At 70.5% G+C, this 13,752-nt stretch carries 12 protein-coding genes; 8 read left to right on the top strand and 4 right to left on the bottom strand.

Annotated elements, in window-relative coordinates; all coding sequences use genetic code 11:
• Positions 1-41: 41 nt before the first annotated feature.
• The 8 genes from F9C11_RS17395 to F9C11_RS17430 are packed head-to-tail and all read left to right on the top strand — an operon-like array spanning position 42 to position 8,932.
• Positions 42-998, top strand: coding sequence for a cyclase family protein (locus tag F9C11_RS17395; RefSeq protein WP_409185918.1), 957 nt, complete (start codon positions 42-44; stop codon positions 996-998).
• Positions 995-2,656, top strand: a complete 1,662-nt coding sequence (locus tag F9C11_RS17400; protein WP_409185919.1) for an AMP-binding protein — start codon at positions 995-997, stop codon at positions 2,654-2,656. Before F9C11_RS17395 ends, F9C11_RS17400 begins: the two co-directional genes overlap by 4 nt.
• Positions 2,653-3,687 (top strand): phosphotransferase family protein, encoded by a 1,035-nt coding sequence (locus tag F9C11_RS17405; protein WP_409185920.1) that lies wholly within the window; start codon positions 2,653-2,655, stop codon positions 3,685-3,687. The genes F9C11_RS17400 and F9C11_RS17405 overlap by 4 nt, the downstream gene beginning before the upstream one ends.
• Positions 3,684-4,451, top strand: a complete 768-nt coding sequence (locus F9C11_RS17410; RefSeq protein WP_409185921.1) for an SDR family NAD(P)-dependent oxidoreductase — start codon at positions 3,684-3,686, stop codon at positions 4,449-4,451. Before F9C11_RS17405 ends, F9C11_RS17410 begins: the two co-directional genes overlap by 4 nt.
• A 19-nt stretch (positions 4,452-4,470) precedes the next feature.
• Positions 4,471-5,676: an acyl-CoA dehydrogenase family protein gene (locus tag F9C11_RS17415; RefSeq protein WP_409185922.1), complete on the top strand. Its 1,206-nt coding sequence runs from the start codon at positions 4,471-4,473 to the stop codon at positions 5,674-5,676.
• A gap of 38 nt (positions 5,677-5,714) precedes the next feature.
• Positions 5,715-6,002: an antibiotic biosynthesis monooxygenase family protein gene (locus F9C11_RS17420; protein WP_409185923.1), complete on the top strand. Its 288-nt coding sequence runs from the start codon at positions 5,715-5,717 to the stop codon at positions 6,000-6,002.
• A gap of 25 nt (positions 6,003-6,027) precedes the next feature.
• Complete coding sequence (locus F9C11_RS17425; RefSeq protein ID WP_409185924.1) at positions 6,028-6,975, top strand: alcohol dehydrogenase catalytic domain-containing protein; 948 nt, start codon at positions 6,028-6,030, stop codon at positions 6,973-6,975.
• 40 nt (positions 6,976-7,015) lie between these two features.
• Positions 7,016-8,932: a GMC family oxidoreductase gene (locus tag F9C11_RS17430; protein ID WP_409185925.1), complete on the top strand. Its 1,917-nt coding sequence runs from the start codon at positions 7,016-7,018 to the stop codon at positions 8,930-8,932.
• Positions 8,933-8,957: 25 nt separating this feature from the next.
• On the opposite strand, the gene F9C11_RS17435 is transcribed toward F9C11_RS17430, so the two are convergent.
• The 4 genes from F9C11_RS17435 to F9C11_RS17450 all read right to left on the bottom strand — a co-directional run bounded on the left by F9C11_RS17435 (position 8,958) and on the right by F9C11_RS17450 (position 13,509).
• Complete coding sequence (locus tag F9C11_RS17435) at positions 8,958-9,842, bottom strand: helix-turn-helix domain-containing protein (RefSeq protein WP_409185926.1); 885 nt, start codon at positions 9,840-9,842, stop codon at positions 8,958-8,960.
• Between the two features lie 156 nt (positions 9,843-9,998).
• Positions 9,999-10,742, bottom strand: coding sequence for an alpha/beta fold hydrolase (locus F9C11_RS17440; RefSeq protein ID WP_409185927.1), 744 nt, complete (start codon positions 10,740-10,742; stop codon positions 9,999-10,001).
• 84 nt (positions 10,743-10,826) lie between these two features.
• Positions 10,827-11,789 (bottom strand): alpha/beta hydrolase, encoded by a 963-nt coding sequence (locus F9C11_RS17445; protein WP_409185928.1) that lies wholly within the window; start codon positions 11,787-11,789, stop codon positions 10,827-10,829.
• 100 nt (positions 11,790-11,889) lie between these two features.
• A complete protein-coding gene (locus F9C11_RS17450; RefSeq protein ID WP_409185929.1) occupies positions 11,890-13,509 on the bottom strand; it encodes a flavin-containing monooxygenase in 1,620 nt (539 codons plus the stop codon).
• Positions 13,510-13,752 lie beyond the last annotated feature (243 nt).

Here is a 13,752-nt window from a genome sequence, read left to right on the forward strand (position 1 = left end):
GGCTTTGTTCAGACCGATTGGCTCGACGTGGAGGATGATCGATGAGCGACGCACCTGCCCTGACCGACCTGCTGGCGAACGCGCCGTCGAACTGGGGGAAGTGGGGTCCCGCCGACGAGGTCGGCGCGCTGAACTACCTGACCGGGGAGCAGGTCCTGCGCGGCGTCGCGGAGATCGGGGCCGGCAAGGTGTTCACGCTGCAGCGGCTGATCGGGGACCCGGCGGGCGAGCCGGTGTGGCCGGGCCGCAGCCCCGCCGAGCGCGAGCAGGTCATCGACGAGTCCGCCTGGGACGAGGGCGGCGACGGCCCGGAATTCCCCGGCGGCCTGCACTACGCCGACGACAAGATCGAAGCGTTCCTGCAGGGCTCGACGCAGTACGACGCGCTGGGCCACGTCTGGTACGACGGCCGGATCTGGAACGGCTACGACGCGCGGAGCACCGTCGGCGGCCTGGAGAAGGCCAGCGTCGCCCCGATCGCCGAGCGCGGCGTGGCCGGCCGCGGGGTGCTGCTGGACATGGCGCGGTTCCGCGGCAAGGACTACCTCGACGCGGGCGAGACCTTCACCCACGAGGACCTGGAGGCGTGCGCCGCGGCGCAGGGCACGGCGATCGAGGACCGGGACATTCTGCTGATCCGCACCAACCACCTGCGGCTGTTCTTCGAACAGGGCGACGCCTTCTACGACGGGTTCTGCGAAGCCGGGCTCGTCTACTCGCCGGAACTCGTCGAATGGTTCCAGCGGCGGGAAATCCCGAACCTGGTCACCGACACGATCGCCAACGAGGTCACCACCGACCCGAACACCGGCGTGGCTTTGGTGCTGCACAACGCGTTGATGCGCAACCTCGGCGTGGTGTTCACCGAGATCTGCGACCTGGAGAAGCTCGCCGCCGATTGCGCCGAGGACGGCAAGTACGCCTTCTTCTACGCCGCGGCCCCGTTGAAGATCCACCGGGCGAGCGGCTCGCCGGTCAACCCGATGGCGGTGAAATGAGCGCCTACACCGCGAAGCCCTGGCTTTCGCTCTACCGCGAGGGCAACCCCGCCGAGATCCGCCCGGAGCACGACACCGCGCTGGCCCTGTTCGACGCGTCGGTGCGCCGCGCCCCGGACACCGTGCTGATCCGCTACTTCGACGGCACGCTGACTGTGCGCGAGGTGGACGAGGCCGCGAACGCGCTGGCGGCCGCGCTCATCGACGACGGATTCGCCCCCGGCGACCGGCTGGCCCTGTTCACCCAGAACAACCCGGCGTACCTCATCGGATTGATCGCGGCGTGGAAGGCCGGCGGCGCGGCCGTGTCGATCAACCCGATGAACCGGGCGCGCGAGCTGAGCTACCTGCTCGCCGACTCCGGCGCGACCGCCCTGCTCGCCCTGGACGAGCTGTACGCCGAGGTCGCCCGCGACGTCATCGCCGAGGGCGGGACCGCGGTGCGCACAGTCGTCACCACGTCGGCGCTGGACTGGCAGACCCGTGCCGATCCGCGCCTGTTCGGCGAGGCGGCCCGGCGACGCGACGAGGGCGTCCGCGATCTCGTCCAACTGGTGGCGCAGCGCTCCGGACGGGCGATCGCGGCACCGAAGCCGCAGCCTTCCGACCCGGCGGTGCTGACGTACACCTCCGGCACCACCGGAGTCCCCAAGGGTGCGATCAACACCCACCGCAACCTGGCCTTCAACGCACAGACCTACCGAGACTGGATGGGCATCAGCGAAGCCGACACGATCCTTGGCATCGCTCCGCTGTTCCACATCACCGGCCTTGTCGGGCACGCGCTGCTCGCGCTGCTGCTGCCCGCTCCGCTGGTGCTGGCACACCGTTTCCAGCCGGCCGTGATGGTCGACGCGATCCGCGAGCACCGGCCGACCTTCACCATCGGCGCCATCACCGCGTTCACCGCGCTGGCCGGCGTTCCGGGAGTGAGCCGGGAAGACTTCACCTCGCTGACCACGGTCTACTCCGGCGGCGCGGCCATCGCGCCCGCGGTCGCGGAATCGCTCGAGAACCAGCTCGGCATCCAGGTGCACAACGCCTACGGCCTCACCGAAACCAGTTCGCCGTCGCACTGTGTCCCGCGCGGCGTGCGCGCCCCGGTCGATCCCGATTCCGGCGCGCTTTCCATTGGCGTGCCGGTGTTCAACACCGTGGTGCGGGTCCTCGACGAAAGCGGCGCGGAGGTGCCGCCCGGGCAGATCGGCGAGCTGGCGATCGCGGGACCGCAAGTGGTGCCGGGCTACTGGAACAAGCCGGACGCGACCGAGGAATCGCTCCCCGGCGGAGAACTGCGCACCGGCGACGTCGGGTTCATGGACGAGCACGGCTGGTTCTACTTGGTGGACCGCAAGAAGGACATGATCAACGCGGCCGGATACAAGGTCTGGCCGCGCGAGGTCGAGGACGTGCTCTACACCCATCCCGCGGTCCGCGAAACGGCTGTCGTCGGAGTTCCCGACCCCTACCGCGGCGAGACGGTCAAAGCGTATGTCTCGCTCAACCCCGGCGCCTCGGCGTCCGCGCAGGACCTGGTCGACTACGCGAAGGAGCGGATGGCGGCGTACAAGTACCCCCGGCTCGTCGAATTCCTCGACGAGATCCCGAAAAACGCCTCCGGCAAGATCCTCCGCCGCGAGCTGAGGGACCGGCGATGAGCGGGATCGGCGCCCTGCTCCGGCCGGACCGGCTCGGGCCCGCGCTGGCCGCGGCCCTCGGCGACGACCGGTGGACCGCGTTCGAGGCCGAGCTGATCGCGGGCGGCAAGTCGAATCTCACCTTCGAACTGGCCTGTCCCGCCGGGGCGCTGGTCCTCCGGCGCCCGCCCGAGGGCGACCTCCTGCCGAGCGCCCACGACATGGGGCGGGAGGTGCGGGTCCAGCGGGCGCTGGCGGCGACCGGCGTCCCGGTTCCCGAGATCGTGCTGTTCGAACCGTCGCCCGAACCGCTCGGCGTGCCGTTCTACGTCATGCGCAAGGTTCCCGGCCGGGTGATCCGCGACGCGCTCCCGCCCGGCTACGCGCGGACGGCCGCCGACCGGCACCGGATCGCCGACGCCCTCGTCGACACGCTGGCGGAACTGCACGGCGTCGCCCTGGAATCGGTCGGCCTCGCGGATTTCGGCAGACCCGAGGGCTTCCTGGCCCGGCAACTGCGCCGCTGGCAAGCACAGTCCGAGGCGAGCCGCACCCGGGAGACGCCCGGTCTCGACGCGCTCGGGCTCGCACTCCGGCAGGCGCTGCCCGAAAGCCCCGCCCCCACCGTGGTGCACGGCGATTTCCGGCTGGACAACTGCCTTCTCGATCCCGCCGATCCCGGCCGGGTGGCCGCCGTGCTCGACTGGGAGCTGTCCACGCTCGGCGATCCGCTCACCGACCTCGGGATGCTGTTGTTCTACTGGCCCGAAGCCGGCGAGCCGCCCACCCCGCTCGTGCCCGGCGTCACCGCCTCGGACGGGTTCCCGCCGCGGTCGTACCTTCTCGACCGCTACGCGCGGCGCACCGGCCGCGACGTGTCCGCGGTCGCGTACTACGAGGCGTTCGCCCGGTTCAAGTTCGCCGTCATCATCCAAGGGGTCGCCGCCCGCTCGGCCGCGGGAACCATGGGCGGACAGGACTTCGGCACGGTCGACGAGGACGTCGTCCGGCTCGCCGAGTCCGGGCTCGCCATCCTGGAGGCGGCGCGGTGACCGGCGTTCTCGACAGCTTCCGCCTCGACGGACGGGTCGCCGTCGTCACCGGGGCCAGTTCCGGGCTCGGCGCCGGATTCGCCCGCGCGCTCAGCGAAGCCGGCGCGACGGTGGCCGTCGCGGCCCGCCGGGCCGAGCCCCTGGAAGCGCTCGCCGGGGAGATCGCCGCGGCGGGAGGCCGGGTGCTGGCCGTGCGCACCGACGTCACCGATCCCGCCGGCTGCACCGCGTTGGCGGAAGCCGTCGTCGACAAGTTCGGACGGCTCGACGTGCTGGTGAACAACGCCGGGCTCGGCACCGCGGTGCCCGCGCTGCGGGAGACACCGGAAGAATTCCGCGCAGTGGCCGACGTCAACCTCTTCGGCGCGTATTGGATGGCCCAGGCCTGCGCGCGGGTGATGGAACCGGGATCGAGCATCGTCAACATCGCCAGCGTGCTCGGGCTGATCAAGTCCTACGCGCCGCAGGCCGCCTACGCGGCGAGCAAGGCCGGGCTGATCGGGCTGACCCGCGACCTCTCGCAGCAGTGGTCCGGGCGGCGGGGCATCCGCGTCAACGCCGTCGCCCCCGGCTATTTCGACAGCGAGATGACCGCGGCGATACCCCGCGCGGAACTCTCCGAGTTCGTCGACCGCACCGCGAGCCTGAAACGGCTCGGCAGGCAGCGCGAACTCGACACCGCCGTCGTGTTCCTCGCCAGCGACGCTTCCTCTTACATCACCGGGATCACGCTCCCCGTCGACGGCGGCATGTCCGGTCACTGACCACCACGGAGAATCCACAATGGACTTCAGTTTGTCCCCCCGGGCCGCGGAGCTGTCCGAACGGCTGTGGGACTTCATGCGGGAGCACGTCTTCCCCGCCGAAGCGACCTACCGCGACTGGCGGGCCGAGAACCCCGACCACGCCACGCCGCCCGTGCTCGACGACCTCAAACGGGAAGCGCGGCGGCGCGGCCTGTGGAACCTGTTCCTGCCCGCCGTGTCCGGGCTGGACAACGTCGACTACGCCACTCTCGCCGAGATCTCCGGCTGGTCGCCGGTCCTGGCCCCGGAAGCGATGAACTGCGCCGCCCCGGACACCGGGAACATGGAGATCCTGCAGATGTTCGGCACCGAAGAACAGCGGAGCCGATGGCTGGAACCGCTGCTGGAGGGCAGGATCCGCTCCGCGTTCGCGATGACCGAACCCGGAGTCGCCGGCTCGGACGCCCGCAACATCGCCACCTCGATCGTCCGCGACGGCGGCGACTACGTCGTCAACGGGCGCAAATGGTGGATCACCGGCGCGGCCGACGAACGCTGCGAAATCTTCGTCGTGATGGGCCGGACCGACCCGGACGCCCCCGCGCACCGCCAGCAGTCGATGCTGCTCGTGCCCCGCGGCACCCCCGGCGTGCGCATCGTCCGGCACCTGCCGATCTTCGGCTACCAGGACCAGCACGGGCACTCCGAGATCGCCTTCGACGACGTCCGCGTCCCGGCCGGGAACCGGATCGCCGCCGAGGGCGACGGCTTCATGATCGCCCAGGCCCGGCTCGGGCCCGGCCGGGTGCACCACGCCATGCGGGCGATCGGCATGGCCGAACGGGCGCTGGCGCTGATGGTCGATCGCGCCCGGAACCGGCACGCGTTCGGCGGGCCGCTGGCGGACCAGGGCGTGGTCCGCGACCTGATCGCGCAGTCCCGCATCGAGATCGACCAGGCGCGTCTGCTCGTGCTCAAGACAGCCTGGCTGATCGACCGGCACGGCGCGAAAGGGGCGGCCACGGAGATCGGCGCGATCAAGGTCGCCGCCCCGAACATGGCCGCCGCCGTCATCGACCGGGCCATCGAAGTCTTCGGCGGCGCGGGGGTCAGCGACGACTTCCCGCTCGCCTACTTCTACTCCTGGGCACGCGTCTTGCGCATCGTCGACGGCCCCGACGCCGTGCACCGCCGCTCCGTCGCCCGCGAGGAACTGCGCCGGGAGCGTCCTTACGTCGGATGACGAGCCAGCCGAAACCAGCCAGGGAAAAGGAGATCCGGATGATCCGGGAAATCGCGCAGATCGAGGTCCGTCCCGGGACGGAGCAGGAGTTCGAGAAGGGAGTGGCAGAGGCCAAGCCGATCTTCGACCGCGCCGACGGATGCCAGGCAGCCGTGCTGTGGCGCAGTATCGAAAATCCGGCACGCTACCGGCTCGTCGTCACCTGGGAGACAGTCGAACACCACACGGTCAAATTCCGCGGATCCCCGGATTTCCAGCGGTGGCGGGAACTCGTGGGCGAGTACTTCGCCGCGCCGCCCGAGGTCGAGCACGTGTACGCCGTCTGAGCCGACGGGAAAGGAGCGAACGCGCATGCGCGCAGCAAGGATCGAGGACGGCCGGTTCGTCCTCGGCGAGGCGGCCGATCCCGTCGCCGCGGACGACCAGGTGGTCGTCCGGGTGCACGCCGCGGGGCTGAACGCGGCGGATCTCCAGCAGGCGCGGGGCGCCTACCCGGCCCCGCCGGGCTGGCCGGAGGACATCCCCGGGCTGGAGATCGCCGGCGTGGTCGAAGAAACCGGCCGCGAGGTGTCCGGATGGAGCCCGGGCGACCGGGTCATGGCGGTGGTGGGCGGCGGCGGGCACGCCGAACGGCTCGCGATCCCCGCGGGGCTGCTGCTGCCCGTCCCGGACGCGATCGACGACGTCCACGCGGCCGGGTTTCCGGAGGCGTTCAGCACCGCCTGGGACGGGCTCGTCGACCAGGCCGGCGTGCGGCCCGGCGAGCGGGTGCTGGTCACCGGCGCGGCGGGCGGGGTCGGCACCGCGATGGCGCAGGTCGCCGGTCTCGCGGGAGCCGAAGTCGTCGCGAGCGTGCGTCGTGCGGAGCTGCACGCGGGAGTGCGCGAGCTGACGCCGCGGGCGACGGTCGTGACTCCGGACGAGGAAGAGGACCACGGGCCCTACGACGTCATCGTCGAGCTGGTCGGGGGCCCGGACTGCTTGCGGCGCGTGCGGTGGCTCAAGCCGTACGGCCGGATCCTGGTCATCGGCGTCGGCGCGGGGGAGGAGGTGTCGCTGCGGTTGTTCGACCTGATGAAGAACCGCGGCCGGGTGCTCGGCTCGAGCATCCGGTCCCGCAGCACGCACGAGAAGACCGTCCTCGCGCACCGGGTGCGCCAAGGGCTTTTCGCCGCCCTCGCGGCACAAAAGCTCACGGTCCCGATCGACAGCGTTTATCCGTTGGAGCGGGCGCCCGACGCTTATGCCCGGCTGGGCTCGCCGGGCAAACTCGGCAAGGTCGTCCTGCGGACGGTGTGAAATGTCGCGAGCGGACGGCTGCGGCAGTACGGTTCCCGGGGTGGCGGGACAGGACGAAAAGGTCGAGGAGACCTACGATTTCGTGATCGTCGGGTCGGGCGCGGGCGGCGGTCCGCTGGCGGCGAACCTCGCGCGCGCGGGTCATTCGGTGCTGGTGCTCGAAGCGGGCGACGACCATTCCTGCCCGTACTACTCGATCCCGATCATGCAGGCGTATGCCAGCGAAGATCCGGATATGGCCTGGAACTTCTTCGTCCGGCACCACGAAAACGACGCCGCCGAGCGCCGCGACGAGAAGTACGTTCCGCACCGCGGCGGCATCCTGTACCCGCGCGGCGCCACGCTGGGCGGCAGCACCGCGATCAGCGCGATGGTGACCATCTACCCCCATCCGAGCGACTGGGCCCGGCTGGCCTCGCTCACCGGAGACCCCGGATGGTCTCCGGAGGCCATGCGCGCGCACTTCCGGGCGATGGAACGGTGGCGGGGCAAGGACGCCGAGCCGATGCCCGGGGACACCCCCGCCGACCGCGACCGCAAGGCCGGCCACGGCCGCGACGGGTGGCTGGGAACCACCCGCGCGCGGCCGGACATCGGCGGCCGGGAACCGATGTTCCTGCGGATCATCGAGGCGATGGAGAAGACCGCCCGGGAGCGCTTCGGCATCCCGGAGGACGTCTCGCTGCCCCGCGACCCGAACGCTCTCGACACGGTCGAAGCCGGCTTCGCGGGCATGACCTTCATCCCGGTCGCCGTGCGGGACGGAGAACGCAACGGCAGCCGCGAACGGCTCGTCTCGACGCTCGCGGAGTTCCCGGATCGGCTCGCCGTGCGGCTGAACGCACTCGCGACGAGGGTGCTGTTCGACGGCGACCGCGCGACCGGGGTGGAATACGTCGCCGGCAAGAGGATCTACCGGGCCAGCGGCGGCCCCGACGACCGGCCGGGCGGCACGTGTGCGCAGCGAGGAACCGGGAAGGACGAAGACTCCGTTCCCCGGTTCGACCCGGCGCCTCGGCGGGTGTTCGCGCGGCGCGAAGTCATCCTCAGCGGCGGCGCCTACAACACACCGCAATTGCTCATGCTCTCCGGCATCGGGCCGCGTGCGCACCTCGAGTCGCTCGGGATCGAGGTCCGCGCCGATCTCCCGGGCGTGGGCAAGAACCTCCACGACCGGTACGAGGTGTCGGTCGTGAGCGAAATGGCCCGCGACTACCCGGTGTTCGGCGATTCGCCGCTGGACGTCCCGCCGGACAGCGCCGCCGCGGACGCCCTGTACACGGAATGGGAAACCGACCGCGACGGGCCGTACACCACGAACGGTTCCCTCGCGGCCATCGTCGCCAAGTCGAGCGTTTCGGACGGCGACCCGGATTTGATCGTCTTCGCGCTGCCCATCGACTTCCGCGGCTATTACCCGGGCTATGCCCCGGACGCCGTCGCGCACAAGAACCGGATGTCCGTGCTGGTGCTCAAGGGCCACACCCGCAACCGCGCGGGCACGGTCGCTCTCGTCTCCGCCGACCCGCTGGACGCCCCGGACATCCGCTTCCGGTACTTCGAGGACGGCTCGGCCGGCTGGGAGGACGACCTCGCCGGAGTCGTCGAAGGCATCGAGATCGCCCGGGACGTGGCACGGCACGCGGGCGACATCGTCCGCGGGGAACTGCTTCCGGGCCCGGACGTCCGCACCCGGGACCGGCTCGCCGAGTTCGTCCGCACCCAGGCCTGGGGACACCACGCCTGCGGCACGGCGAAGATCGGCGCCGGCGACGACCCGGACGGCGTGCTCGACGGCCAGTTCCGCGTCCGCGGAGTCTCGGGACTGCGCGTCGTCGACGCCTCGGTCTTCCCCGACATCCCAGGCTTTTTCATCGCCAGCGCCGTCTACTTGGCCAGCGAGAAGGCGAGCGCGGACATCCTCGCCGACCATCCTGTCCCCGGCAGGCGCAGCTAGCCGCCGGAGAACGGCCCGGGCGGGGTCAGGTCCCGCCGGCCCGGAAGTCGCCCGGGGTCAAGCCGAAGTGCTTCCGGAAGACCCGGGAGAGATGGCTCTGGTCGGCGAATCCGCATTCGTGCGCGATCGCCGAGATCGGGCGGTCGCTGCGGCGGAGGAGCTGCCGCACCCGGTCGAGACGCTGCCGCAGCACGAATTCGTGCGGAGTCTTGCCAGTGGCCGCGCGGAACTGGCGGGAGAAATGGAAGCGGCTGAGCGAAACCGAGCCGGCCAGCTCGTCGAGGGTCACGTTGCGGTGCAGGTTGGCGGCCACGTACTCGGTCACCGTGTCGAGCTGGCGCGACGTCAGCCCTCGCGCGGCCCGGATCGGGGCGAAGGCGATCCTGGCGTGGTTGCGCAGCAGCTGCACGCCCAGCTGGATCGTGAGCGCGTCCACGACGAGGTGCCAGCCCGCCTGCGGTTCGCGCGCCTCGCGGGCCAGGTTCATCAGGGTCTGGAACAGATGCGGGTCGCCGGCCCTGAGCGTGTCGGTCAGCTCGATGCCGGAGATCTCGCGATCGAACATGTCGCGGCAGGTCTGTTCCAGGTGTGCGGCCCGGACGTAGCTGTGGATCACGTCGATCCGGCCCGGCCATTCCCACTGCGTCTCCGCGCCGGAGGTCAGCAGCGTCACGTCCCCCGGGCGGACCTCGTCCTCGCTCCACGGCCCCCCGAGCCGCCGGCGCATCAGGGTCGACCCTCGCCGGTAGCCGATCACCAGGTAGTCGCGCAGCGGCGGCACGTCGACGACATGACCGGGATAGGAGTACCCGCGCAGCGTGAGGCCGGGCCACTCCCGCGCGGGACTGTGCAAGGTCAGCTTTCCCGGCACCCAGCGCGGCACTTCATCGACTTTGATGGCAGCGTGCACGTCGTCTCCACGATGAGAACCCGTCGCTTCGATGCGGCCGGTCCACCGGGGCCCGGCACGGCGACGTCCAACCGTCACACATCGGACGGCCGTCCGCAACGAGCGACCGGGGACCCGGTGGACCGGCTCAGCCCAGGGGACCGGGAATTCCGGGGACTAAGGATGCCGCAGCGCATCCTCCCACTGGGCCACGCTGGCCTCCGGCTGCTCCAGCATCGGGTAGTGCCCGGCGCCCTCGAGCCGGACCAGATCGGCCCGCGCGAGACCGGTGACGGTCTCCTCGAGGTAGGCGGCGTTCACGAGCCCGTCGTCCGCGCCGTAGCAGATCCGGACCGGCCCCGGGAAAGCGCCGAGTTCCTTCACGAAGTCGGCGCCGGTCCAGTTCTTCAGATAGGCCGACCACGTCGCCTGGTCCATCGTTTGGTGGCACCTCGCGACGAGGTTCGCCACCTGACGGTCGGTGAGGTTCGGGGCGAGGGGCTGCAGAACCGGTGCCGGAGTGGGGAACGAGGCGTCGAATCCCGCGTAGGTGTCCTGCGGGAGCGGGGTTCCGCCCGCCGCCACGGGCGTCAGCGCGACCACGCCCTGCACCCGGTCCGGGGCCAGCGTGGCGAGCCTGATCGCGGCGGCTCCGCCCATGGAGTGGCCGAGGACCGAAAAGCGGTCCCAGCCCAGCTCGCCGGCGGCTGCCAGGGCGTCCCGCGCCATCTCGTCCAGACCCGCGGCCGGTGCTTCCTTGCTGGCCGCCCCGTATCCGGGGAAGTCGAGATAGGCGTAGGTGAAGCGCGCCAGGTCGGTGAAGGAGCGGGACATCGCCCAGACCGTGCTGTCCAACGCCCACCCGTGCAGGACCAGGACGCGTGCCGGTCCGGCCCCCTCGATCGTAGCTACCGCTGCCATGACGGCCTTTCTTCGTCGGACCGGTGCGCGCGGCACCGGGGTTGGTGGTCGGGGGTCGGACGGGATGGTGCGAAGCGGACCATCTCAGCGGGCGAGCCAGACCCGCGGTTCCCAGCCGCGACGGAACGTCCCGCGCAGCCGGGCCGCCGCGTCCGCCAGCGCGGCCTTCCCCTCGGGCATCGCCTCGGCGAGCGAGACGAACCCGTGGATCTGGCCGGTGAAGCGTTGCAACGTCACCGTGGTCCCGGCTGCGGCGAGGTCGGCGGCGAACTTCTCCGCGTCGTCGCGGGTGGGGTCGCATTCGGCCACGATCACGTGGGCTTCGGGCAGCTCCGCCAGCGATTTCGCGGCCAGCGGCGAAATCCGCCAGTCCGTGCCGTCCCCGCCGTCGAGGTAGTGGTCGAAGAACCACTCCATCATGGCCTTGGTCAGGAAGTAGCCATCGCCGTACGCGGCATAGGATTCCGCGTCGGTTTGCCGGGTCACCACCGGGTAAAACAGCAGCTGGTGGACGAGCCTCGGTCCGGCGGCTTCCCGCGCCATGAGCGCTACCACGGCGGCGAGATTCGCCCCGGCGCTGTCGCCGCCCACGGCGATGCGTTCCGGGTCGGCGTTGACGAGCGCGGCGTTGTCGGCCACCCACTGGGTCACCGCGTGGCACTGCTCGGCGGCGACGGGTGCCCTGGCCTCCGGGGAAAGGCTGTACCCGACCGAGGCGACGACCGCGTGGCTGTGCGTGGCGAGGTAGGAGCAGACGCCGTCCGCGGTGTCCAGGTCCCCGAGCACCCACCCGCCGCCGTGGAAGTAAACCAGCACGGGGAAGGGACCAGATCCCTCCGGCGTGTACAGCCGCACCGGCACGTCGCCGTGCGGAGTCTCGACAGACCGCTCTTCGATGCGGGCCGCTGCGGAAGTCGCGATCCCGTATGCCGAAACCGCGCCGGCGAATGCCTCGCGGGCGGCGGGCACCGGCAATTCGTTCAGCGGCGGCAAACCTGAGGCAGCGAGCCCTTCGAGCCACTGCGCGGTGCGTGCGTCGAGCGACATGATCATCTCCGTTCATCGGGGGGTGCGGATCGGCCGTGCCGCGCCGTCCGGTCCGGCGGGCACGGGCGCCGGAAGTGAAGACGGGAAAGGGGCGGGATCCTCAGCGGAGCACGAAATGGTCCGTCTTCCCGGCCGCGTTCACGTCGCACAAGCGCCGGTACTCGGGGAAGCCGCCAGCCCAGGACATCACCAGCCGCGGCTCGTCCGCGCCGGCCGCGCGGGTCCACCACGACGACGTCTCGGGGATCAGCGTCGAGTTCGCGATCTCCGAATGCAGCGCGAAGAACTCCTCCTCGGCCGCTTCGGTCGGCTCCATGGCGACGTGGCCGTTGGCGTCGAGGTACTGGATCCAGTCCAGGATCCACTCGGCCTGCTGCTCGATCAGCGTGGGGCCGTTGGTGAACGGGGCGGGGTTGTACGGGCCGCAGTAGAGCATGAACATGTTGGGGAACTTCGCGCTCATCAGGCCCAGGTGGTTGCGCGGCCGATCGGCCCACCGGGCCGTCAGCGGCAGTTCGTCGCGCCCCCGGATGGCGATCTTGCTCAGCGAACCGGTGTAGGAGTCGAAACCGGTGGCGAGCAGGATGACGTCGGCCTCGTGCTCGGTCCCGTCGGCCAGCCGGATCGCGTTCGAGGTGACGGCGTCGACCGGGTTCGCCTTGATGTCGACGACGTGGACGTTGTCCCGGTTGAGCGCCGAGTAGTAGCCGTGCTCCAGCGGAGGACGCTTGGTCAGCCACGGGTCGGTCGGCGTGACGAGTCCGGCGGTCGCGGGGTCGCGGACCAGCGTCCGGATCTTTTCCCGGAGGAAGTCCATCGTCGTGTCGTTGGCCTCCCGGCTGGCCAGGACGTCGGCGAACAGGAACAGGAAGGTGAACCCGCCCTGCTCCCAGCTCTTCTGGTACGCCGCCTGCCGCTCGGCCGGGGACGTATCGAGCGCCGTGCCGAGAAAATCGTAGGGAAATCCGCCGAAGGTGTTCCGGGAATAGCCGAGGATCTCGGTGATCGCCTCTTTCGTCGCTTCGACGTCCGCCTCGGCGAGAACATGGTTGCGGCCCGGCACGAGATGGCAGGGATTCCGGATGAAATGCCGGACGGAGTCCGCCGTCTTCGCCACCTCGGGCACGATCTGGACGCCGGTGGCTCCGTTTCCGATGACCGCGACCCGTTTTCCGGCGAAGTCGATGCCGTCCTTCGGGAACTGTGCCGAATGGTGGCAGGGCCCCTGGAAGTCCGCGAGCCCGGGGAAGTCCGGGACGTTCGGGTCGGACAGAGCGCCGACGGCCGGGATGAAGTAACGCGCGGTCGCGACGGAGCCTTGCTCGGTGGTCAGCGTCCAGAGCGCCGCCTGCTCGTCGTAGACGGCGGAGCGCAGCCGCGTGTCGAAGTCGATGTCCCGCCGGAGGTCCAGCCGGTCGGCGACCCAGTTGAAGTAACGTTCCAGTTCGGGCTGGCTCGAGTAGCGCTCCCGCCAGCCCCACTCCCGCACGAGATCCTCGTCGAACCATTCCGAGAAGCAGTAGATCATGCTGTCGGAGTCGGTCCGCGCTCCCGGATAGCGGTTCCAGTACCAGGCGCCGCCTACTCCGCTGCCGGCTTCGTAGAGCCGGGCGGACAGACCCAGGTCGCGCAGTCGTTTGAGGATGTAGAGACCGGAAAATCCGGCGCCGATCACGATCGCGTCGTAATCGGCTTCAACGCTGTGGGACGTCGTTGTCACAGTCGTCATCCTTCGGTGTGGCGATTCGATCCGGTGCGCGGTCAGCGCGCCGGCCCCCCCGCGAAAGAGGTGGCGCGGGAACTGTGCCGGCACCGCGAATAACCGGTTGAGCAGCGATTTCCGAAACTGTAGCGGGATGGCTCCCGGCGAAGGGAGGACGTTTCTGCGGGGTTTCTTGGACGTTCTTGCGGTCGAGCCGGAGGCTGGCGCCCGCGGGGTTCCGGAGCCGGTCCGCGCAGGCGC

Origin of the sequence: Amycolatopsis sp. VS8301801F10, assembly GCF_046195355.1 — a bacterium.
Classification (GTDB): Bacteria; Actinomycetota; Actinomycetes; order Mycobacteriales; family Pseudonocardiaceae; genus Amycolatopsis.